This is a genomic window from Streptomyces sp. G45 (assembly GCF_049542095.1).
Taxonomy (GTDB): Bacteria; Actinomycetota; Actinomycetes; order Streptomycetales; family Streptomycetaceae; genus Streptomyces.
In genome coordinates this window covers 9,111,727-9,132,512 of sequence record NZ_JBMUZU010000001.1, presented here as the reverse complement: position 1 = coordinate 9,132,512, position 20,786 = coordinate 9,111,727, and the positions used below count along the sequence as shown (strand labels likewise).

Sequence of the window (20,786 nt, the reverse complement as noted above, 5' to 3'; positions counted from 1 at the left end):
TCGTCCGTCAGCCGACGGGGTCACGCAGCAGGGGGCAGGACAGACAGTGCGGCCCGCCCCGTCCACGCGCGAGCTCGGAGCTGGGCACGGTGACCACCTGGACGCCCGCCCGTTCCAAGTTGGCGTTGGTCGTGGTGTTGCGGTCGTAGGCGATGACGGCGCCGGGGCGCACCGCCAAGACGTTGGCCGCGTCGCTCCACTGTTCACGCTGTGCGCTGAACCGGTCAGTTCCGGTGTCGATGACCCGCAGGGCCGGAAGTCCCAGCGCCCGCGCGAGGACCTGCAAAGGCCGGTCCACCGTCTGAGCCTCGATCGATCCGTTCCGGCTCAAGGTCAGCCGGACCCAGGTGCAGGCGTCCTGGTGCACTGCACTGACCAGCATGGTCTCCTGGTCGACCATCGTGGTGACGGTGTCCAGATGCATGGTGGAGCGAGCCACCGGAAGCAGAACGGCGAAGACGTGCCGGGCCGCACCGGTGCACAGCAGATCCCGTGCCAGCGCTTCCGCGGCGTCGACCGTGGTGCGCGCGCCGACACCGATCAGCACGCGGCCCGCGCCCGCGAGCAGGATGTCACCGCCTTCCGCCCTGCCGCCCGAGCATGGGTTCATGCGGTACGTTCCGCCTGGCAGCAGCCTCCCGTGCCCTTCTTTCCGGTCCCGTCCCACGACGGACGCCTTCGCGGCCCGCAGCAGGCCCTTCAGAAGGTCGCCCTCCACAGCTCTGGCGGGCGTCGCCATGAGGCCAGGCACACACCGGGAGCCGACCCAGCTGCTGCTGTCCCGGACGAACATGGTGTTCACGCAGGGCTGCAGCAGCATGCGGTTCGAGGGCTGGCTGCGGATGCCGAGCGTCCGACCGGCTGCGAGGCGCATGTCGTCAGGAAGATCGTCGTAAGCAACGCCGACGAGCAGACGGTCGGCAAGGTCCGCCGGAGCGAGAGCCTCCAGCCACGAACATAAGACGTCTGCCAGATCCCTCCCCAGCCTGACTCTGCCGACGCCCGCCCGAGTCACATCGTGCCGTATGGAAGGCAGGGTCAGTGCTTCGGTGAGAGCCGACAGCAACGGCACCACCGAAACGCCGTGCTGACGCAGAGCGGCGGTGAACGCGTCGTGTTCCCGCTGCGCCCCGGGCAGCCAGGGAATCTCATCGAAGAGCAGCCCACGATGGTTGTCAGGCACCAGGCGCTCCAGCTCCTCACCTGGCCGGTGCACGAGGACACGACGCAATCGGCCGACTTCCGAGCCGACGTGGCAGTCGGTGAAGGCGGACAGAGGTGATAGGGGTTCGTCCTGGACTGGTCGCCGATCCATGACGCCTTCCTGCACGGGGGCGTCGGGAAGTGCGACGTCAGGCGGTAATCGCATGGGGCTCCCGGGTCTGGTTTGCCTGGGTCATGTCATCGTCTGGTTTGCCTGAGTCATGTCATCGGGCGACGCGTGTCTGCGAAATCAGGCCCGTCCGGGGCCGTTACCGCACAAAACTGCAGGTGAGAACACGCGCGCATTACCGGATAGCGCAGGAGTGGATGAGGTAGGGCATGGTCAGTGTGCGGCGAAGCTACATAAACACTAAGAGCCACCCGTGTAGGCATCAATCAGAGTTTCGGCCTGTCGCATCACAGGCCGAAATTTTCACTCTTCCAGGATTCCGGTAGCACCTCTCCAGCGGCGGCCGCTCTCGAACAGCAGCGCCTTTCACCGGACAGGGCCATCCTTCAACAACTTTTTACGGAGCGTTCGCACCGCACAACGGCCTGTGTCTTCTCCTGCGAGTCCACTGTGATTCTTCACGGGAAAGCGTACGCGACAGCAATCTGCTGTTTGACCGATGAAGCACCGGGTACCCGGTAATAATTTTCCGCCAGCGACTATGCATGGGGCACAAAGTGGACACCCCCGACCTGTCTTCAGGACAAGAGGCCCGGTGCACCACGAGCGAAGATGGCGAGATTTTCCAGGTTAGGAAAACTCTGCATGCGAAAGGAAGCGGCAGAAGGGGCCGCGCCCGCCAGCCATCCGCGGGCTTCACCCCCATTATGAAACGCCGCTGAATTATTCGGCTCCGCCGACTGCGGGCTGCGAAGAAGGCGTGTGCGCCCACCGGAAGGGCTGGATGCCGAGCAAGCGCGGCGGCATGACGAGGCGGAGGCATGCTGCGAGCGAGAGCCGACCTGGGGGCGCGCAGATCACTGTGCGCTGTCTGCCGCAGCTGTGGCCGCGCGGCGGTCCGCGGCTGCGGACGGCTCATCACGTCGGCCACCTCATCGCCGCGGGCTCCTCGTACCGCCGCGCGGTTGTGTACAGGGCCTGAGGACGGCTGAACCGGGTTTACCGGTGATGCGGTGCTGCAGCCCTCGTCTACCGCCCCTTTCTGCAGCAGTTGCGCAGCGGATACGGAGGCCGCCCGCAGCTGTCGCGCCCGATGTGCCTAGCCGTCGGCGAGCACACGCTTCTTTCCTCGCTGCACACCGACCGGGGACCATAGAGTGCGGTCGCCGGTGCGGTTGTCCTGGCGGCCTTGGCGAGGGAGCTGGCGTAGAGCCGGGGTTGGCGCCTGCCAGCAGGGCCGGACAAGGCTACCGAAGGCGGCGGGCTGGAGGCCGTGGCCTTCGGGTGTGGAGGCGGTGCCCCGGGGCAATGCTGCGGACACCGCCTTGGGAGCGACGGTCCGGCCCTGACTCTGGTTAGGAGGGCTCGGTGAGGACCCACAGCTGCCAGACTCCGGCGGGTCGGCACTCGTAGGCGCGGACGCCGTTTTCCAAGTACCACCGGCCGCGCTCGTGGCAGCGGTGCTCCTCGGCCGGAGGAAAGTCCGCCACGTGGTGCCAGCCTGGCGCTGCCGCCACCGTGGACTGTACGGGTGTGGGTGCGAGTTCGGAGGCTACGGCCGTTGCGCCGTGGGTCGCCGCAAGCAACGAAGCGGCCGCAGCCGCGAGGAGAACGCGTTTCATGGTTCGCATGGAATGCATCCTTCCGCAGCTGGCATCCAACGTCGACGGAGACCGCTCCCCCTTCCCCCGATTGACCTAATGGGCAACGCATGCAGCCTGCCTGTGGACATGACGCGGTTCTTGAAGGAGCGGCCGTCCGTGTGCCCGGCCATGACTCACCGCGTTCTCCGTTTACGGCGTCCCGCCCGGCCTTTCGCAATGCTTCGTGCCTTCTTGCTGTTCTTGCTGCGGCCTGTGGCTCTGTTCACGAGAACGGGTTCTGGCACGACTTCCGTGAAGCGGTCACGATCAGTGATCAATGGGTGTCTCGAGTGCTTGGAGGATCTGTCGTACTTCCTGGCGCCACTGGTCGGCGTCGGCGCTGTCCACCCAGCCGGTTGCCATTTCTGATCCGTCCTGGAGAACCCGGTCCAGTGCGAGTCTCGCCGACGCGCGAAGGGAGGCTGGCAGTTCGGGCAGCGGTTCCCTGGGGCAGTCGTCCGGGTCAATCACGATGGGACTGTCCGGGAGGGTGCTCGCGACGAGAGCACCGGCGGCAACAGCTTCGGCCCCGTCCCCGCCATCGACGCGTTCTCCCGAGTCGGTGACTCGCTGGAATGCCCGCCCCAGCACGTCAATGACCTGCTTGTGGGTGAGCCCCTCAAGTTCATCGACGAAGTCTGCGGCGAGGTCGCTGTCGAACGGGCCGGTTCCCCACGTTCCCATGCATGGCTCCTGATACGGCTGTCTCGGACGAAGGCATGGTTCCAGGAGCCACTGACATCGGTCACGGGGCGAGGAGGACCCGCTTGCGGAGGAGTGCGAAGCCGACGCGACCGAACATCTGGCGTTTGAGCATCTTGATCCTGTTGACGTGTCCTTCGACGACGCCGGAGTTCCAGGGCAGGGTCAGGCCGGCGATGACGGCGTCGCGGTCGCGGTCGATGCCAGCCGCGAGAGTGTGGAGGCTGGGGAGGTCGTCCTGGCGGACGGCGTCGAGCCACTGCGGAAGTCGTTCCCCCTGCCGCTCGGTGAGCATCTGGGCGAAGGACCGGACGTGACCGGTCAGGGCTTCGAGTTCAGGGCAGTTGGCCAGGACGGCCTTGAGCCGGAGCTGTTCGATCTCGGTCAGCGTCTCGGGTCGGCTGAGGATCCATCTCGTCACCACGCGGGGTGCCGGCGGCTGCGCGGTGACCGGCCGTGGCGAGGTGCGCTTCTCTCGCAGGTAGGCGCTGACCAGGCCGTAGCTGCCTCGATAGCCCAAGGGAACGATCTCCTCCCAGAGCTTCCAGGCGTTGGTGCAGCCCTCGTCCCAGCGTTCGTCCAGGTAGGGCTTGTACTCGTCGAGGACGGAGATCCTGTTGTGCTGCCACTGGCCGCGAAAGAGGTCTTCCGGCTTCGCAGCGTCGGCGAGGCTCTTGACGGTGCGGTGGGTCATGTTCAGCTGGCGCCCGATGGAACGGCGGCTGTGGCCGGCTTCCAGCAGCGCGTGGACCATGGCGTGCCTGGCTCGGACGCGGTTGGCGAACCGCTCGCTCCGCCATGGAGAGTCCGCCTTCTCCTCGGGCGGCGCAGGTGGTTCAGCCTTCCCCTCGCGATCGGGGGCCAGGACGCGAAGGCACTGGCGGTGTCGGGCGACAGCCCGCTCAGCGGCCTCCCCAAGGTTGTGCCACAAGTGCCAGCGGTCGGCGACCTGCGTCGCCTGGGGTGCCCCGGCTGTGGCGCCTTCCGCGAAGAACGGGGCGCGATCCCGGCAGACGATCTCGATCCCGGGACGCTTCTCCAGCCATGCGGCCAGGCTGGACGCCTCCCGGTCAGGCAGCAGATCCACCGGCCGACGGGACTCGACGTCGACGAGCACCGTGCCGTAGACCCGTCCTTTGCGTGTGGCGTACTCATCAACACCAACCACTCGCGAGGCCGGGACTTCGGGTTCGGGCAAAGCATCGAGCAGCCGCAAGACCGCGCTGCGACTGATGGGCGCCCCGAAGGCCCTTGCCATCCGGGCGCCGACCCGGCCGGCGAGGGCGAGACCCACTGCGGCAAGAGTCGACCGCAACCGCTCCGTCCACCTGCTGTGCCGCCGCGTCAGTCCCGGCATCTGCTCGGCGAACGTCCGCCGAGCACACGAAGCCTCTGGGCAGAAGAAGCGCCGAACTCGCAGTTGTAGGACCACGAGACGTCCCCCACTGGGCACGTCCGCAGGAAACCGCAGGTAAGAGCTGTGCACCCGGGTCGACTCGCTCCCACAGTCCGGGCATGCCGCCCCGACCGCCGTACTACAGACGTCGATGCATATCGCCTCGGGGCTCACGTCCAGCGACAGCACCGACACGTCCGCGATGGATGGGAACAGTAGGCCCTCCAGGCGGAGCGATGTCTCTTCCACGACGCCGCACTGTCGACCACACCAAGATCGGCCCTGGTCATTTTCAGGCAACTTCCCGGAGCCTGATTGGAGCGTCAGCCGTCACTCAGCGTGCGCGCATCACGGAAAGCGAGCCAGAACCCGTTCTCGTGAACAGAGCCAGTGGCAAAGATGATCTGATGTGCTCGTCCACGAGGGCGGGGTCGACGTCCACGCCGACGATGTTGCCCCCCCGGCCAGCAACAAGCTCAGCGCGGACTCTGCCGAGATGGGTCTACGACGACCGTGTGCGGCGGCCAGGGCCAAGCCGAGGCAGGTAGGACTCACGGCCGATGCGGCGGGCGGCGAGCGGCAGGGTCGGCCGCGGCCATGAGTAGGGCGGTGAGGGCGCTTCCGCGCACAGCCCGGGTAGCTGCTGCGTCTCTTCTTCCGCTTGGCTCTCGCCATGCTGTCCGCTGTGCGGCATACATCCCGGCCCGGTGCCAGGGCTCACGCGGGGTGCAGGAAGCTTCTGCGGGCGTTTCGGGTCGCCCGGCGCTCAAGGGCGAAGTGCGTAGCGCCGATGAGGGGAGCTGAGCAGTGTTTGTCGCCGCGAGTGGGCGCCTGGGAATGGCTTGAGCGGTGGCGGAGACCATCTTCTCTCTGACGGTGAAACGCTGGGCGGTGCGACGCGATGTGGGCTGCAGCGGCGGGGGCTCATGGGTCTTCTTCCTCCACGGGCGGCCGATGAGTTTGTGGCTCACGGCCGGTCCAAGCTCGTAGCACCCCAGAAAGGACATCGCCATGTCAGAGCTTCTCATCGACTTCATCACCTCCCTTGATGGCTACGCATCGGGCGAGGGATGGCCCGGGTTCTGGGGCCTTGAGGGCCCGGAGTACCTCGCATGGCTCGGCGAGCAGCCCGAGGCCACCTATCTGATGGGAGCGAACACCTACCGCCTGATGTCAGGCTTCGCCGCAGGTGAGGTCCCCGATGGCCAGGAAGAGTTCCGGCCCGAAGAACAGGATTCCGTCGACGAGCTCACGCGAGCGTCCAAGGTGGTGTTCTCCTCCTCGCTTGAGGAGCCCCTGACGTGGGCCAATTCCACGCTCGTCCGCGGCGACGCCGTCGAGGCGGTCCGTGCCATGAAGTCGAGTGGCTCGGGGCTTCTCAGCACGATCGGCAGCCTCAGCCTGTGCCGGTCCCTGCTACGAGCCGGGCTCGTCGACCGCTTCCGGGTCGTGATGTTCCCGGTGATCACCGGGGCCACGGGCGAAGAGCGCATCTACGACGGCTATCCGGACGTAGCCCTCGAAATGATCGAGCACCGCACCTTCGACGGCCGCATCCAGCTGGTCGAGTACAAGCCCCGCGTGCTCGAACACCCCCCGCTCGCCACCCCTGCGTGACACTGCCCCCGCCGGTGGCGCAGCCCGCCAACGAGCCTGGGGGTGTCTTGGCAATCAGCTTGCCCAAGGGGTTTCGCTACTCCGATCCCGATGGCCGCCAACGACGATCCTCGGTGGAAGAGGTCGGCGGAGGGCCCCACGCGGGAGATCAGGGAACGGGCCGAGCAGTTCGCGGCGCTGCGCGATGCGTGCGGCAAGTACCTGGAGTACGTCCGGGCGTGCTACGGGCGGGGCGTTGAACCGGCACTGGCCTTGGTCAGCGTGGCGCCGGGGCTGCGCGTCGCAAGGCGCCCAGGTGGTGGTCCTGCGGCCCAATCCCGGTAGCGGACCGCTCGCCGCCTGCGCCGCGGCGCCGTTGCCGCTGCTGGAACCCGGCCTGTCCGAGACCGAGGGCCACGGTCGGGGCGCGGACCTCGCCGGGCTGCTGCGCCGCCAGGGCTCGGCGGACGTCGTGGCCCGGCTGCTTTAGAGCTGGTCCTGGCGGTTGACCAGGTCGAGGAGGTCCTCGACCTGGAACCGGCCGCCGTGGACTAGTTCGCCGACCTGCTCATGGGCGGCGTACTGCCTGACGTCGTCCGCGTACTGATCACGCTGCGTGTCGGCTTCCTGGGGCCGCTGCTGGCCTATCCGCGGTTCGGTCCCGAGGCCGCCGGACACCTGCACGCGCGCGTTCGCCTCGCCGACGCCGGAGTGCCTGCGCTTGATCCGTGGAACTCGCCCACGAGGTGCGGTCCTTGCCTCGCGCGCCCTTATCATCCCCAGTCGGGCCCTGGGCGTATCTCCCCCGTCGGGTGGTGGCGGGCGTGGCATGAAGCCGTTCCCGCACGTGGGTGCGGCCTCGCGAGGGGAAGCCGCACCCACGCGGGGCGGGTCAGTAGCGGGTCCACACCTGCGTGGCCGCCCCCGTGCAGAGCGTCTGGCGCACCTCACGGCGGCTGCCGGAGGGTGCTGCGCCGTCGTCGAGGCACAGGCCGCTCGCGACGTTCTTGATGGTGACCTTGTTGTTGCCGAGTTCGATGAACTCCCAGCGCTGCCAGGAGATGTTGTCACAGGGCCGCTGGATGACGTTGGTGCCGGGCGTCGCGCTGACGGCCTGCATGCACTTGTTGGAGTGGGTGGCTCTCATCAGGGACGTGGGGTTGTCCACCTCGAAGCTGAGCGAGAACCGCTGGTGGGACTTGCCGTTGCAGCTGAACTGCTGGAGGGGGTGTTGTCCGCCGAAGAACCGGCCTGTACGTCGAGGCACTTTCCGGTGCCGGCGTTCTGGAACCGGTACTGGCCGGAGACCCCGGCGTGGGCCGGGCCTGCGAGCACGGCGGTGGCCGCGAGAGCGGCGCTCGCGGCGATCCCGGCACGGATGGTGAACGAGCTGGTCAGCTTCATACGAGGTCATCTCCCTGGATCGGGTGCGGGTACTGGCCGGGGGCCGCCCGGCGCCGCGCGGCGAACCGGGTGTTTCCCCCGTACGAGGGCAAGTCTTGCGGCGGCCCCGCACGGCCCTCAAAGCCCTTCGAGGAACATCGAAACCAGACATTTCATGGTCCCGTGCGGGGGCCTGGGACAGGGATGACCTTGGCCGTCCGTCGACCGTCGTCGGCAGGTCTCTGTTTCCGTGGCGGGGTGCTGCTGGGGAAGCTTCTGGGCGGTGATGTCAGTGGCGCTGGTTATGGTGCGGGGCACGAGGGCGACGTCACACAGAACGAAGGGCTTGAACCCATGAATCCCGTCAACGTCGAGCGTGAGTGCGTGGTCGATGTCATGTTCACCGGTCCGCAGCGGCCCAGCTTCGGTGACGTCTTCCTTCTCTGCGGTGACGAGAACCCGAGCTTCCCGCCCACAGACCCCCGCTGGGGATCGCTGGACCATTTGCGGTTCGAACAGGTCGACGACTACTTCGCGGTCCTCGACGAAGAGACGGATGACCCCGTCATCTGGCTGTATCCCCTGGTGCGGGGATCTGTCGTGCACCATCACCCGGGACCGTTCGAAGGCCTTCGACTGCGCTACGACCCCGAACTGGACGGCTCGGGTATGGTCGCCCACTTCGCCGACATCGTCGAGCGCCTGGCGGACCTTCTGCCCACGCAAGCCCTGTGGGGCCAGCGCCGTGAACCCCTTGGGCCGCCCATAGTCGCCGACACCCTCGCGACTAGCGTCCAGCGGTTCGTCGACACCGGCGAATGGCGGCACCAGGCGTGAGGAGTGGTGGGGCGGTCGGGAGCGGCGCGCGGCCTCGACGGTCCAGGCGAGCTGGAGCATGGGCGATCGTCTGGGGCCTCGTCGTCCTGCACCGGGTGCGGGGCCGCGGGAGCGTCGACGCTCCGCGGGCTCGAAGGGGTATCGCGCTCGACGCTACGGCCATCGTCCTGCCAGCGCTTCTCCTCCTGTGGCTGGCCTGGGCGCTCGGCCAGGCCAGCCACTAGACGGCCAGAGTCATCGTCCACCGAGGCCCGCACGTGGGCTGTTGTGCGCGGGCTGGCTCGGCCGCTCTGGCGTGCACGAGAGCGGCGCTCGCCGTCGTCGTCTCGGTGTCACGGAGGACGTGTGCGCCCCTGGCCGTACGGATAAATGGTTGGTCGGGGGCGAGCGGGGCGCGGCAGGATGCTCCGCATGACCTTGTCCACCCCTGAACTGCGCACCGCCCGGCTGCGGCTTCGGCCGTTCGGCGACGCCGATGCGGCGCCGCTGTACGAGCTGCACAGCAGCGCCCACGTGCTGCGGTATTGGGACTCCCCGCCGTGGACCGATCCGGCCCGTGCCCAGCGTTTCATCGAGGTCTGCCGGACGATCGAGGAGCAGGGCACGGGAGCGCGGGTGGCCGTTGAGCGCGTGTCCGACGGGGCCTTCATCGGCTGGTGCGGGCTGACCGGCTGGAATCCGGACTTCCGCAGCGCGTCCCTGGGGTACGTCTTCGACGCCGCCGCGTGGGGTCACGGTTACGCCACGGAGACGGCGCACGCCGTCCTGCAGTGGGCGTTCGACACCCTGGACCTCAACCGCGTACAAGCCGAGACCGACACCCGCAACGTGGCGTCCGCCCGGGTCCTGGAGAAGCTCGGCTTCGTCCGCGAAGGCACCCTCCGCGAGGACTGCGTCGTCAACGGCGACGTCTCCGACTCCTGGGTCTTCGGCCTCTTGCGTCGCGAATGGCAGCCGACGGGCACGCCGACACCTGGCCGCTAGTGCGTGCCCGCGAAGACGTCGTCGCAGCTCAACCCTCCGTCACCCACCGCAGTCACCGACGCGGGCGGTCCGGGGAGCTGTCGCTCGTCAGGAGGCGGGACAGAAGACAGCCTCCACGGCCTTGCTCACGTCGAGTTCCACGGTGCTGGGCTTGGCGCGCAGAGTGAACGACATCGCGAACTGGCGACGACCGTCTGCCGAGTAGAGGGTCAGGGCGATGGAGCCGGGGGCCAACCCGCCTGTGACAAAGAAGTCGTCACCGCAGCTGGTGCCGCCCAGGGCCTGGCGGTGCGCTGCGTTCGGCACGGCCGGGAGGTGCGTCTTCTTGGGCAGCCGTTCGGTCAGGACGCGCTGGAGTTCCGGCGGCAGCAGTTTGCCCTGGGCGAAGGCCCGGTTGAAGGTGCTGACGTCGCGCGCGGTGGAGACCACTCCTCCGGCCGCACCGGCGAGGCTAGGGTTGAACCGGTCCATGTCGCGCAGCCTGCCGTTGGTGTCGGGGTAGTAGCCGTGGCCGTGCGGTCCCTTGATGTCCTCCGGCGGCTTCACCCTGAGGTAGGTCTTGCTCATCCCCAGCGGGTCGAACAGGCGCGTGCGCATCTCGGTGGCCAGGTCGTGGCCGGTCAGCCTCTCGATGATGAGGCCCAGGAGGGTGTAGTTGGTGTTGGAGTAGGACCACTTCTCGCCCGGCTCCCCGGTGCGGGGCCGCTCGCGGCTCCACTTCACCAGATCCAGCGGCTGGTAGTGCGTCGTGAAGTCGAACACGTCGAAGGACGGGTCGCCCTCGCTCCCGTCCGGGTTCGGCTCGCTGGCCCACCAGTCGGGAATGCCGGAGGTGTGCCGCAGCATCTGACGCACCGTGATCTCGTCGGCCCGGGTCACCAGGTCCTTCTCGACCACCACCGGCAGCAGGTCGCCTAGCTTGTCGTCCACGCCCAACTTGCCTTCCTCGACAAGTTGCAGCACCACGGTGGCCACCATCTGCTTGGTCTGGGACCAGATCGGGAAACGGGCGTTCGCGGGGATCTTCCCGCCCTCGCCGTCCAGCAGCCGGGAGCCCCCGCTGCCGAGGCCGACGGGCCTCCCGTCGACGTAGGCGCCACCGACGGCCCCCACCACTCCGGGAATCCTTGCCAGCTCGTCCATCACCTTCTGGACGTTCCCGCCCCGTGCCGGGGCGTTCGTGGCAGAACGCTCCGGGGCGGCGGTGGCAGGCCCGACTTGGGCCAGCATCAGCAGGGTGACACCGGTGGCCAGACCGGCCCTCCTCAGCAGCGGACGAACGTTCCCAGACGGCATGGCGCTCTCCCTTTCGCGATCTCCATCCGAAGCCGGGGCAACAGGCCCTCGGCGGGGACCGCTGTGGTCCGTGCCGTCATTGAAGGCAGGGGGCCGTTCCAGTGGCGTATGCGTTTTTCGATACGTCCGCGATACGTCCGCGGTACGCCCGTGATCCACCCAGCCCACGGGGTTCCCCGCTCCGGGCCCTTCCCGCCCTTTCTGCCGTCGAGGAACTGGCGTATGCCGAGGGTGCGTTGGCGGTCAGGCGATGAAGGAAGGCCTCCGGACGCTTGCTCGCTCGACGTACGTCGCCATCCGCCCGGATGCGGGTCAGTCGTGCTCCTGCCGTCTGGGCGCGGTGCGTCGGCTTCGGCGTGGCTGCCCGGTGTCTTCCATCACTGCACCAGCCAAAGGATCGGCCGGGTCGCCGCCGTGTGGGGTGGCGGGGTCGGTCAGCGGGCCGATGGCGGGGGCCAACTCCCCCGGCCACGGGCAGCCGTGCAGGACCAGCAGCGGCGTCGGGTTCGGTTCCTTTCCTCGTACGTGGATGAAGTGGACCGGCGTGCCATCGACTTTGGCCTGTGCCCGACACCGCTGGCCTTGGGGTAGCGCAGGATGCTCAGCGATGCCGGGCGCTGGGGCGTTCGCCACCGAGCTGCGGGGGCCGCGCGGGTTGGGTGCCCAGGTGGCCCCGGGGCTGCTTCCAGTACTGCCCGAAGGGAGAACCGGTGTCGCGGCCGGGCAGAAGCTCCTGGTACCCGCGCAGCGGCCAGCCTCCGGAATCGGGGCAGCGGACCGCCGGTGGCCAGCGAGGAAGCTCCTGGTTCTGAGGGCGTCTTGACCGGCTCCCACCGCCCTCGCCCACGCCATGACGTCCGCGCGGAACGCTTGGGTGGCCCGCACCCTGGGATCCTGAGGCAGTCTCTTTCCTCGGCGCTCGATGCACTGGGACACGGGGTGAGCGGGAGCAAAGGGGAGCAACTGCAGCATGTGACCGGTCGGTTGAGCTCACTCGACCCGGAGGCGGGCGACACCCTGCGGATCGTGTCGTACTTCGACGTCCTCATCGCCCGGGACGCCGGACTCGACGGGCTTCTGCGCGGCGCTGCGGTCCTCTCCGGGACCGTCGCGGGCGCTGAGATCCGCGGGCGCGTGAGCCGACGCGACCCCGACGGGCCTGCGGTCACGGGGGGTCTGGAAGCCCGCCGCCGTTCCTCCCAGCTTCGACGCGGTCATCGATCGAGCCCGGCCGATCGCCGAGCGGATGGCACTCCTCGCGAGGTACCGGGTCGATCCCGCGACGCCGGTGCGGATCCTGGCCACCACTGCGGACAGCGCCGCGGTCAACGCGCCCTCCGCGATCGTGCCGACCCGGTGCGGGCTGCTGAGGGCCACCCTCGATGTCTTCGGCAGGCTCGACCCTCCGGAACCGGTCGGGCTGGGCATCTGGGTGCGTGCCGACCGGGCCCCCGAATCCTGGGACGCGGCCGTCATCGCGCTGCGCCTGACGGACGGCTCCACACCCGTCGTCGACGCGACCGACCTCGGCGCGATGCTCCTGCTCGCCCAGGCGTACGACCCGCGGCACCCGCACGACGACGTGTGCGCTCTCGCCGGACTCGACAAGCGTTCCGCGGCTGTACTCCGCACGCTGGTCGAAGCTGGCAGCATCCGCTCCGCCGCCGCCGAACTGGGCATGCACCACTCCACCGTGCAAGCACGCCACGAAGCGCTGACCCACACGCTGGGCTACGACCCGCGTACCAACGTCGGACGGATGAGGTATATCGCCGCGGCGGCACTGCCGCTCCGCCTCACCGACCCGGTCACCCCGGCACGCCCCAGGTCGCTATAGGCCCCACGGCGAGAACACTCACACCGCGCACGCCGGGCGCACGGCTCGGTCCGCCCGCGGCCGGACGGAAGCGTACAGCTGGCGGGCTGGGCGCGGGTCCGCGTCGTGGCCAAGCCCTATGTGGTCGTACGCCGCGTCGAAGGGCTGCGCCTGCGGCCCGCGCGCGGCGCGGTCCGGTCGAGTACGCCGTTCCTGGCCGCCTCCGCGAGGCGCGGCCGCCTGACGATGGGCCGCGCCTCGCGGAGGCTCGCTTCTGGCAGGCAGGCCGACCTCGGCACGGCCACGGGCAGCTGTCGGTCATGGACGCCCTCTTGGACACGCCGCGGGGTGACGAGCACGACGTGCGACGCGTCAGAGGCGTGCGACGTGTCAGAGGGGGAGGTGGAAGACGTCTTCCTGGATGTTGGTGATCTGCGTGTTCCGCTTGATCACGTCCGACATCCTGGTGCTCTTGATCGCGGCGACCTCGGTGGGTGTGAGGGCCGGGTCGTTCTCGAACCAGAGGCGGTCGCCGTCCCGGGTCCGGGTGAGCTGCTCGGTGATCACCCTGGTGAGGAGCGGCCCGAACGCCGTACCCGGGATGTGAGGTTCGGCCAGCCCGCCGATGAGCGGGTCGAGGAGGCGGACGGTGCCGTACGCGGAGGTCAGTTTCGCCTGCACCTCCGGGTCGGGGGTGAGCTCGGCGAACGTGCGGACCGGGGGCAGCCCGTACGCCTTGCGGCACTGGTTGTAGTCCGGGACGCCGTGGTCGCGGGCGCGCTGGATGTCCACGGCCACCAGGTCCAGCGGCGGTGCGCCGGGGAACTGGATGCTGCGCATCGCCTCGATCACGGACACGTCGATCTCCTGCATGATCTGTGACGCGAAGCCCTTGAGCACCGGGCCGATGCCGTACCGGTGGACGATCCCGATGTTCAGCAGCGCCTGCTCGTGCGGCACGGCTTGCAGGACCTGGCCGTCGTTGTCGACGATCAGCAGGTCCGGGGAGAGCATCGAGTGGCCGAACCGGAATCCGAAGGTGGCGAACTCGGTGGTCATCGTCGCGTCGACGTGCGGGTCGTACCCGTCGTACGGGCCGATCGCGTCCGGGCCCAGGATCGCGGGGACGAACTCCTGGAAGGTGATGGACCCGATCAGCGCGCCGACCCACTTGCGGGCGTGCTGGAAGACCTGCTCGGCGCTGGCCGTGGGGCGCTCAGCGGCGATCTGCGCCGCCAGCCGGTTGTGCTCCCGGACGAACAGCGTGTGGATGCTCATCAGGCCGTATCCGGTGTTGGCGCGCTCGTCGCCAGCCAGGAAGTAGCTGGCTGCCGGTCCGACGGTCTGGTTGAAGAGCCCCGCCGTGTTCAGCGGCAGGAGCGGGCCGTCGACTCCGGCGCTGGTCTTCAGGGCGCTGCTGTAGGCGGCTATCGGCCCTAAGTTCCGGATGGCGCGCAGCGCGGCGGCCCGTCCCTCGTCGGGGCCGTACACCGGGCTGCCGTCGATGTACGAGCTGAAGCTGTTGATCTGCTGCCTCGGCTTGCGCCGTCCCGTGCCTGTCGACGGGTCGTACGCCGAGCGGGTGAGCGGGATCTGGCTGCCCGGTGGGAACGCGGTGTCGTCGGCGGGGACCGGGATGCCGATGGTCTCCAGCGGGTCCGCGGCCGCGATGAGGTTGAACTCGTGGTTGAGGAATTGCCCCCACATCCAGGTCAGGTCCGTCAGGCGCTGGGCGTTGAGCGTGTCGGTTGTCTGGCGGCAGACGACGTTGCTCACGACGCGGGCGCTCGGGCGGTCGGTGCCAGCTGGTGCGCTCACTCCGTCGGCGTATCCGATGGGGGCGCGCCGAAGGAAGACCGAGCCGGTGGCCCCGCGTTCGGGGCAGTTGATGTTGTTGCCGTAGCCGTTGATGGAGCGGTACACCGGTGGTTTGGGCGCCGCGAGGGCCGCGGGTGCGCTTTCGTCGGTCTCGATCGCGGCGCCGTCAGGGTCGACGGCGTCGGTGCCAGTGCTGGCGTCGGCTTCGTCGGACGGAGGTCCGGTGGGACGATCGTTCGTGGGGTTGAGCCCTTCCATCAGGGATCCTCCTGACATATGAGGAGTACTCAGATTCGGACTCTATCGGGCAGGGGGGATGCCCGATGCCGGAAGGGCGTGACTGGCGCGCACCGATTCGGCGCGCTCCCCTGGGGTGTGGCGCCTCTCCGAATTCCGGTGCCAGCGGAACTGTGCCCCCAGTGCGCGCGCGGCGTGCTCATGCCCCCCTGCCCAGCCGACGCGATCAAGGGCGGCAGCGCGCGACCGTGTGGGGTGGTTAGGCCTTCCACTCCACGTCATAGGCGCCCATCTTGCTCTTGCCGCAGCTCATGCCGAACTTCCAGTTGCCGCGTCCCATCCATCGTCCGTAGTGCGATGTGCCGTCGTAGCACTCCACCATGGCGCGGGCCTGGCCGCGGGTCACGCTGCAGTCGGCGCTCCAGCCGGTGGTGGTCGTCTTCCAGTTGGTGCAGCGGTAGCCCGGGGTGGCGGCTTGGGCCGGGGAGGCCGTCATGACGCCGCAGAACGCGGTCAGGGCGATGGCGCCGACGGATGCCGCGACCTTGTTGCGCACGGTCGAGAACTTCACTTCGGGTGTCCGTTCTGTGAGTGAGAGCGGCGACTCGCCTGTCGAATCGCCTTCGCGGGCGGCCGGGCGAACCCCCGTCAGGCGGGGTCGGAAAGGCCGAATCACCGGACGGACACATGTCCCCTCCGGGCCCGCCGAAGATCATCTACTGGTCGTGGCCGATCTGCATAATCCTCCGCCTGTGAGACACCTCACCGTCCGGGTGGGAGCGGTGAGCGCCGGGCGCCGGGCGCCGTCTATGCGTCTGACCAGTGGCTTCTCTCGTCGGGCGCGCCCCGGCGGGGCCTTGCCGGTGTGTCCGCTCCCAGCTGCCGAGTCGCCTCGCCAGTCAGAGAGTCCTCACTCAACGCCGCTCTGCTGCGGCACCTCGCAGTTCCGCTTCGGCGGGCTGCCTGTGGGCCACGCCACGCCTTGGAACCTCAGCTTCTCGGCAGCGGGGTCCAGACGGACCACGGCGAGCGCCTTGTTGTACGGGTTTCCCTCTGCCGTGAGACAGATCCAGCCGCTGGCTCCCCTCACCCGGAAGGCCAGGTTGAGCGACTTGAGGTCTTCCCTGATCCGCTCGCGTGTCGGGATCTCCGCGCCGCCGACCTGAACGGACTTCGCCAGTTCCTTCGCCGCAGTCAGGATGACGTCGTGGGTGAGGATCGTCCGGCCGTCGTCGAGACTCACCTCACCGATGTCGGCCGCGTCGATGGCGGCTCGCAGCTTCGCCAACGCCTCCTGGGGCTCGGCCAGATAGCGGGGCCGGTCCTTGTCCGCTGTGCGCTTGCTTCCGTTCCGCGCGGTGCGTTCACGCCATCGGTCGACCTCGGCGTCCCAGGCGTCAGGGTGGGCCGGTGCCGCGTACAGCACGGACACCGAGGGTCGACCGGCTCCCGCGTCACCCCGCAGGAGTCGACGTTCGCCCTGGTCCAGGCGGCCGTCGAGCGTCGTGGCGTCGGAGCCCGTGATCACGGTGTACCCCTTCCCGTCGGCCTTGTCGGCGCAGTACGTGCCCGCGAGCTTCTTGATGAAGATCTCCAGGTGGTACGCGCGGCCCGCGAAGTAGACGTACCGGGCGCGTGACTGGCAGAGGTTGAGGGCGAAGTCCTCGAACTTGTTCGGGGTGACGCCTGGTTCTTCGAGACCCGGCGACACATACGTCATGTCCTGGACGCCTGACTCGTTCTCCCTGCCCTCCCCGCCCTCCGTGCCTTCCCTGCCTTCCCTGCCTTCCCTGCCTTCCCTGCTCTTCCTGCCCTTCCTGGCTTCGGTGAAGGCGGTCGCAGCGAGCTGTTGTAGTTGTCCCTCTTCCGGGTGTCGGCGACGAGCGCCGTCTGGGCGCCCGCCAGCCGCGGGTCCAGCTTGAGCAGTGCCTTCGCCTGTTCCCGCGCGGTCGAGACGACCCGGGCCAAGCCCGGAAAGGGGTCCTTGTCCCGGTCGCGCGTCTCGGGGTTGGCGAAGTCGGTCGAGGTGACCAGACTGGCAACGACCGGCACCTGATGGACCTTCGTCAGGTCGGTCAGGGCCTTGAGGCTGGTGCCCAGGCTGAGGTTGAAGCCCGCGACGACTCGGAGCCTCGGCTCCTTGAGCAGGCTGTCGACGGTGTCGTCCCAATGTCCGTAATTACGGCCCGGGTTGGCCAGGACGAGCCGGATGGGCGGCTTCGCGGCGGTGTCGGAGCCGGGTGCGTTCGTCGTCCGCTGGGCCAGGTACGCCCCTTGGACCTCGCTCAGGATCTGCCGCTGCACCGCCGGGTTGTCCGACTCCATGGGAATCATCAGGGCGACCGTCGCGTAGTTCTGCTTGGCGATGCGGTTGTTCTCCGCCTCGATGGCAGAGGACACCTCTCGCATGCCGTCGACGTGCGGCATGTAGACGCCGGTGCCGTCCGAGACGCCGACGCAGTCCCGTCCCGCCCTCCACAGGCCCTCGCCGCAGCTCTCGGGGCCGCTGGGCGAGAAGAGAGGCAGGACCCCGTACACCGTCATAGTCAGGGCGACGAGGGTGAGGGCCGCGACGGTGACGGGGCCCGGGCGGCTGCGGCTGTGATGGCGGGTGCGGCGAGAGTCCGAGGCGGCGGGGCGGGAAGGATGCGCGTAGTCGCCGAGGTACACGGGAAGCAGACGGCTCGGCAGGGGCACGTCCTCGCCGCGGCGACGCCGCTCGGCGGCCTCCTCCCGCGCCCGGAACAGCCTCGGGATCTCGGCTGCGAGTTCGCCGGGCCGGACGGCGTCGTTCGCCCCTTTCGAGGGTGGGGCGGCGCCCGGTGCCGACGTGGTGATGACGACGGGATGCACACGCAGTTCACGGGACTGGTCGGCGTCGTACGCCGCGAGCAGGGCGTCTCTGATGGCGCGGTGGGCGGGAACGCGGTCCACATCGGGCAGCAGGATGACGGGCCTGCGTGCCCGGTTGAGGCGGCGGAACAGGCCGTAGTGCGCGTCGATGTCCGCGAGGAGCGCCTGGACCATGAGCAGTTCCCGCTCCGCGCGGGGCCGGGAGCGCAGATAGCGCAGTTCCTGTACGAGCAGCCGGTTGGTCGGCGGCGACGGGCGGTCGAGCGCCTTGTTGCGGTACCAGCGCAGGGTCCTCAGGTGCGGGAAACGGAAGGCGTGGATGACCCGCACGCAGAGCCCGATGAGCCCGTTGAGTGGTGCGTTGACCGACTGGTCGTCGCCCAGAGCGAGCCCGGAAACGCGTGTGCGCAGCTCAAGGAGGGCGTAGCGCTTCGCGTCGTGGATGGCCTCCTTGATGAGGCGCTCCAGTGCGTCGTTCTGCGCGGCGCGGGTGGTGCTCCCGTCCTCCGCCTCCTCGTCCGGCTGCCATGCGTAGAAGGCCGCGCACGACGCCGCGAAGCGGGGGAAGAGGATGGGGAGACGGCAGGCGGGGCGGCCTTCGTAGCCGCAGCACTGGACTATGCCGCGGAGGCAGTCGGCCAGTTGGCGTTCGGAGCAGGACGGGGCGGGGAGCGGCGGGAGGTCCTGGTCAGGAGGCGGCTGAGACTCGGGGACCAGCACGTTCGGATAGTTGATCGGCAGGAGACCCACGTACTCCCGGTAGAAGTCCGTGGGCCACTTCCTCAAGTCGGGGCCCTCGGCCTCCAACTGCAGCACCAACGGTCCTGTTCTGCGCCCGAATCGCAGCCTCCGGCGGAGATGGAGCCGGTCCCTGACGACTAGTTGGGCGATGACCTCTTCTGCTGCTTCTACTTCCCGTTCCACTGCTTCCCCATCCGCGCCGCGCCTTGCGTGGTCGGGACTGTAGGGCGTGAAGCAACGCGTTCGCCAGCCTCGGGTTGACGTCGGACGGGGAAGTGTCGAATCTGGAACGGTTAACGAACTCACCTTGATATAAAGGGAGTTGGGGCCGCATCGGTGAACTTCCACGGTGCGGCCGCGAACGCCGGGTCTGCAGGTGGCCTGCCAGTGCGGCGCTGCGTACGGCGGCCCTCCCCACTGCTGCTCACGCCGAGGCGGCCCCAGCGGAAGGTGGCGCCCTTGGCCGTCCAGGTTCCCTGTCAGTGGCCTCTGCCATGCTGCCCCGCATCATCGTCGGCACGGGACAGAACCGGGAGCGGAGCATGGTCGAGCATGTGACACGGCCGATTGTCGAGGCGGTCACCGACGCGGTCCTCGCGAAGGCGCCGGACGGCTGGGAGGGGGCCGTGCTGCACGGTCAGGCGGGGCGAGGCGGCTCTTGCGTCAGCGGCGGCTACCGCCCTCGGGGGGACGGCTGGGGCGCGTCCCTGCCTGATGTCCACCTGGAACTCGCGGCCCTGGCGGAGGAACTGCGCGCGGACCGCGGCTGGGAGGCCGTCAGTGTGGAGATCGGGTGTCGGCCTTCGGGTGAGTACTGGCTCGTCGCCTTCCGCTCCACCGTCACCAGCGTGACGGGCGCGGACGGCTTCCAGGTGGTCCTCGACGACGACTACCGGTTGCCGCAGCCCGGCGTGTACGCGGAGCCCGGCACCGCCGCGCCCGCCGGTGACCCCGAGGTGGCCGTGGCCCGTATGCGCGCCTACCTCGAGCGGCGTGCCGCGATCCTGGGGCACGCCGAGGAGTTGCCCCGCCCGCCACCGTCGCCGCGATCGACGAGGCCGAGCGGCGCCTGGGACACCGCCTGCCCGCCGACCTGCGCGCGCTGTATCTGATGGCGGACGGCGACGGCGTGGGGCACGACCACCGCCATCTGTTCGGCCAGGCCTGGCTGTCGCTGGAGTCGATGGTCGCCGAGAGCACCGGGTGGGGTGCGGCCGAGCGGCCATGGTACGGCTGGGACCTCGAGTGGGACGCCATCGTCCACGACGCCTCCCCCGCCGACACCGTGCGCCGCTGCGGCGGGCATCCGGGCTGGTTGCGCTTCGCCAGCGGCGAGGACGGAAACTTCCTGGCCGTGGACATGGCTCCGGCCCGTGCGGGCCACCCCGGCCAGGTCATCGCGACCGGCCGCGACTACCAGGACGGCCCCGCCTACCTCACCGACTCCCTCACCTCACTCCTCGGCCAGCGCCTGGAACTGCTCGACCAGGGCGCCTACGAGAAGTACGACGACCACATCGCCCTGTTCCCGCCCGACCCCGGTCCTCCCCCACGGGAGTTCGTCGGCGGCCCCATCCCCGAGGAGGTTCCGCCCACCCTCCAGGCCATCCACGTCAACGACGTCACCGGCCTGGTCGACCTCTCCCCGCTCACCGCCGCTCCCCAGCTGCGCCGCCTGCACCTCAACCGCTGCGCCACCGCGGACCTGTCCCCCGTCCGCGACCTGCCCGTCGAGGACCTGCGCGTCACCCTCGCCGACGGCGACCTGGCCCCGCTCCAGGCCCACCCCCACCTCACCTCCCTCAGCCTGACCAGCACCGCCCCCACCGACATCGCCGTCCTGCGCACCCTGCCCCGCCTGCGGAGCCTGGACCTCTCCGGCGCCGACGTCCCCGGCCTTCCCGCGCTGGCCGACCTTCCGGGCCTGCGCTATCTGTCCCTCGACGCCCGCCAGTGGAACTCCTTCCTCAACGATGCCGAGCCGCCCCCGACACTCGCCGCCGCCCGCCTGGCCGGGCCGGACGTCAGCCTCGACGACGCCCTCGCCTGGGCGGCCCGCCTCGGCATCGACACGGACGACACCGTCCGCGTCACCGGCACACTGCGCAGGCGGGCATGACCACATGAGCCCCGCCGCGGCCAGGTCGGGCC

At 69.2% G+C, this 20,786-nt stretch carries 19 protein-coding genes and 1 pseudogene; 7 read left to right on the top strand and 13 right to left on the bottom strand.

The window, feature by feature from the left end:
- Positions 1-7 precede the first annotated feature (7 nt).
- The 4 genes from ACOBQU_RS38805 to ACOBQU_RS38790 form a co-directional block, all read right to left on the bottom strand.
- On the bottom strand, positions 8-1,183 hold the full coding sequence (locus tag ACOBQU_RS38805) for an arginine deiminase family protein (protein WP_423634137.1): 1,176 nt from the start codon (positions 1,181-1,183) through the stop codon (positions 8-10).
- Between the two features lie 1,505 nt (positions 1,184-2,688).
- On the bottom strand, positions 2,689-2,850 hold the full coding sequence (locus ACOBQU_RS38800) for a hypothetical protein (protein ID WP_423634135.1): 162 nt from the start codon (positions 2,848-2,850) through the stop codon (positions 2,689-2,691).
- Between the two features lie 393 nt (positions 2,851-3,243).
- The gene (locus tag ACOBQU_RS38795) at positions 3,244-3,660 is read right to left on the bottom strand and encodes a DUF4259 domain-containing protein (RefSeq protein ID WP_423634133.1); all 417 of its coding nucleotides are present in this window, start codon (positions 3,658-3,660) and stop codon (positions 3,244-3,246) included.
- A gap of 61 nt (positions 3,661-3,721) precedes the next feature.
- Positions 3,722-5,323: an ISL3 family transposase gene (locus ACOBQU_RS38790; protein ID WP_423634132.1), complete on the bottom strand. Its 1,602-nt coding sequence runs from the start codon at positions 5,321-5,323 to the stop codon at positions 3,722-3,724.
- Positions 5,324-6,085: 762 nt separating this feature from the next.
- On the opposite strand from ACOBQU_RS38790, the gene ACOBQU_RS38785 reads away from it, so the two are divergent.
- Both ACOBQU_RS38785 and ACOBQU_RS38780 read left to right on the top strand, forming a co-directional pair.
- Entirely contained in the window at positions 6,086-6,691 is a 606-nt protein-coding gene (locus ACOBQU_RS38785) for a dihydrofolate reductase family protein (protein ID WP_423634130.1), read from the top strand.
- Positions 6,692-6,986: 295 nt separating this feature from the next.
- The gene (locus tag ACOBQU_RS38780; protein WP_423634128.1) at positions 6,987-7,160 is read left to right on the top strand and encodes a hypothetical protein; all 174 of its coding nucleotides are present in this window, start codon (positions 6,987-6,989) and stop codon (positions 7,158-7,160) included.
- On the opposite strand, the gene ACOBQU_RS38775 is transcribed toward ACOBQU_RS38780, so the two are convergent.
- The 3 genes and pseudogenes from ACOBQU_RS38775 to ACOBQU_RS38765 all read right to left on the bottom strand — a co-directional run.
- Positions 7,157-7,354 (bottom strand): hypothetical protein, encoded by a 198-nt coding sequence (locus ACOBQU_RS38775; RefSeq protein ID WP_423634127.1) that lies wholly within the window; start codon positions 7,352-7,354, stop codon positions 7,157-7,159. The genes ACOBQU_RS38780 and ACOBQU_RS38775 overlap by 4 nt on opposite strands.
- A 208-nt stretch (positions 7,355-7,562) precedes the next feature.
- Positions 7,563-7,937, bottom strand: coding sequence for an RICIN domain-containing protein (locus ACOBQU_RS38770; protein WP_423634125.1), 375 nt, complete (start codon positions 7,935-7,937; stop codon positions 7,563-7,565).
- Positions 7,892-8,074, bottom strand: a pseudogene (locus ACOBQU_RS38765) (hypothetical protein); the annotation flags it as partial. The pseudogene ACOBQU_RS38765 and the gene ACOBQU_RS38770, both read right to left, overlap by 46 nt.
- A 237-nt stretch (positions 8,075-8,311) precedes the next feature.
- Here ACOBQU_RS38765 and ACOBQU_RS38760 point away from each other — a divergent pair.
- Both ACOBQU_RS38760 and ACOBQU_RS38755 read left to right on the top strand, forming a co-directional pair.
- Positions 8,312-8,890, top strand: coding sequence for a hypothetical protein (locus ACOBQU_RS38760; protein WP_423634123.1), 579 nt, complete (start codon positions 8,312-8,314; stop codon positions 8,888-8,890).
- A gap of 411 nt (positions 8,891-9,301) precedes the next feature.
- A complete protein-coding gene (locus ACOBQU_RS38755; RefSeq protein WP_423634121.1) occupies positions 9,302-9,874 on the top strand; it encodes a GNAT family N-acetyltransferase in 573 nt (190 codons plus the stop codon).
- Between the two features lie 87 nt (positions 9,875-9,961).
- On the opposite strand, the gene ACOBQU_RS38750 is transcribed toward ACOBQU_RS38755, so the two are convergent.
- Positions 9,962-11,170: a serine hydrolase domain-containing protein gene (locus ACOBQU_RS38750; RefSeq protein WP_423634119.1), complete on the bottom strand. Its 1,209-nt coding sequence runs from the start codon at positions 11,168-11,170 to the stop codon at positions 9,962-9,964.
- A 312-nt stretch (positions 11,171-11,482) separates the two neighbouring features.
- Complete coding sequence (locus tag ACOBQU_RS38745; protein ID WP_423635005.1) at positions 11,483-12,022, bottom strand: epoxide hydrolase N-terminal domain-containing protein; 540 nt, start codon at positions 12,020-12,022, stop codon at positions 11,483-11,485.
- A 394-nt stretch (positions 12,023-12,416) separates the two neighbouring features.
- Here ACOBQU_RS38745 and ACOBQU_RS38740 point away from each other — a divergent pair, with 394 nt between their 5' ends.
- Positions 12,417-13,007: a hypothetical protein gene (locus ACOBQU_RS38740; protein ID WP_423634118.1), complete on the top strand. Its 591-nt coding sequence runs from the start codon at positions 12,417-12,419 to the stop codon at positions 13,005-13,007.
- A 369-nt stretch (positions 13,008-13,376) separates the two neighbouring features.
- On the opposite strand, the gene ACOBQU_RS38735 is transcribed toward ACOBQU_RS38740, so the two are convergent.
- The 4 genes from ACOBQU_RS38735 to ACOBQU_RS38720 form a co-directional block, all read right to left on the bottom strand.
- A complete protein-coding gene (locus tag ACOBQU_RS38735) occupies positions 13,377-15,062 on the bottom strand; it encodes a peroxidase family protein (protein ID WP_423634116.1) in 1,686 nt (561 codons plus the stop codon).
- A gap of 238 nt (positions 15,063-15,300) precedes the next feature.
- Positions 15,301-15,612 carry a hypothetical protein gene (locus ACOBQU_RS38730; RefSeq protein WP_423634114.1) on the bottom strand — a complete coding sequence of 104 codons (312 nt, stop codon included), beginning with the start codon at positions 15,610-15,612 and terminating at the stop codon, positions 15,301-15,303.
- A 339-nt stretch (positions 15,613-15,951) separates the two neighbouring features.
- A complete protein-coding gene (locus ACOBQU_RS38725) occupies positions 15,952-16,761 on the bottom strand; it encodes a hypothetical protein (RefSeq protein WP_423634112.1) in 810 nt (269 codons plus the stop codon).
- Positions 16,758-18,710, bottom strand: coding sequence for a hypothetical protein (locus ACOBQU_RS38720; protein ID WP_423634110.1), 1,953 nt, complete (start codon positions 18,708-18,710; stop codon positions 16,758-16,760). The genes ACOBQU_RS38725 and ACOBQU_RS38720 overlap by 4 nt, the downstream gene beginning before the upstream one ends.
- 407 nt (positions 18,711-19,117) lie before the next feature.
- Between ACOBQU_RS38720 and ACOBQU_RS38715 the strand changes: the two genes are divergently transcribed.
- Together ACOBQU_RS38715 and ACOBQU_RS38710 are read left to right on the top strand one after the other, a co-directional pair.
- Positions 19,118-19,747 carry a hypothetical protein gene (locus tag ACOBQU_RS38715; RefSeq protein WP_423634108.1) on the top strand — a complete coding sequence of 210 codons (630 nt, stop codon included), beginning with the start codon at positions 19,118-19,120 and terminating at the stop codon, positions 19,745-19,747.
- Complete coding sequence (locus ACOBQU_RS38710; RefSeq protein WP_423635003.1) at positions 19,684-20,754, top strand: SMI1/KNR4 family protein; 1,071 nt, start codon at positions 19,684-19,686, stop codon at positions 20,752-20,754. Before ACOBQU_RS38715 ends, ACOBQU_RS38710 begins: the two co-directional genes overlap by 64 nt.
- Positions 20,755-20,786 lie beyond the last annotated feature (32 nt).

What these genes read in the sequence shown, in the direction of transcription:
- ACOBQU_RS38795 (WP_423634133.1), bottom strand. Translation starts at nt 3,660, where the DNA reads ATGGGAACGTGGGGAACCGGCCCGTTCGACAGCGACCTCGCCGCAGAC.
- ACOBQU_RS38785 (WP_423634130.1), top strand. Translation starts at nt 6,086, where the DNA reads ATGTCAGAGCTTCTCATCGACTTCATCACCTCCCTTGATGGCTACGCA.
- ACOBQU_RS38755 (WP_423634121.1), top strand. Translation starts at nt 9,302, where the DNA reads ATGACCTTGTCCACCCCTGAACTGCGCACCGCCCGGCTGCGGCTTCGG.
- ACOBQU_RS38750 (WP_423634119.1), bottom strand. Translation starts at nt 11,170, where the DNA reads ATGCCGTCTGGGAACGTTCGTCCGCTGCTGAGGAGGGCCGGTCTGGCC.
- ACOBQU_RS38745 (WP_423635005.1), bottom strand. Translation starts at nt 12,022, where the DNA reads ATGGCGTGGGCGAGGGCGGTGGGAGCCGGTCAAGACGCCCTCAGAACC.
- ACOBQU_RS38740 (WP_423634118.1), top strand. Translation starts at nt 12,417, where the DNA reads ATGGCACTCCTCGCGAGGTACCGGGTCGATCCCGCGACGCCGGTGCGG.
- ACOBQU_RS38735 (WP_423634116.1), bottom strand. Translation starts at nt 15,062, where the DNA reads ATGGAAGGGCTCAACCCCACGAACGATCGTCCCACCGGACCTCCGTCC.
- ACOBQU_RS38725 (WP_423634112.1), bottom strand. Translation starts at nt 16,761, where the DNA reads ATGACGTATGTGTCGCCGGGTCTCGAAGAACCAGGCGTCACCCCGAAC.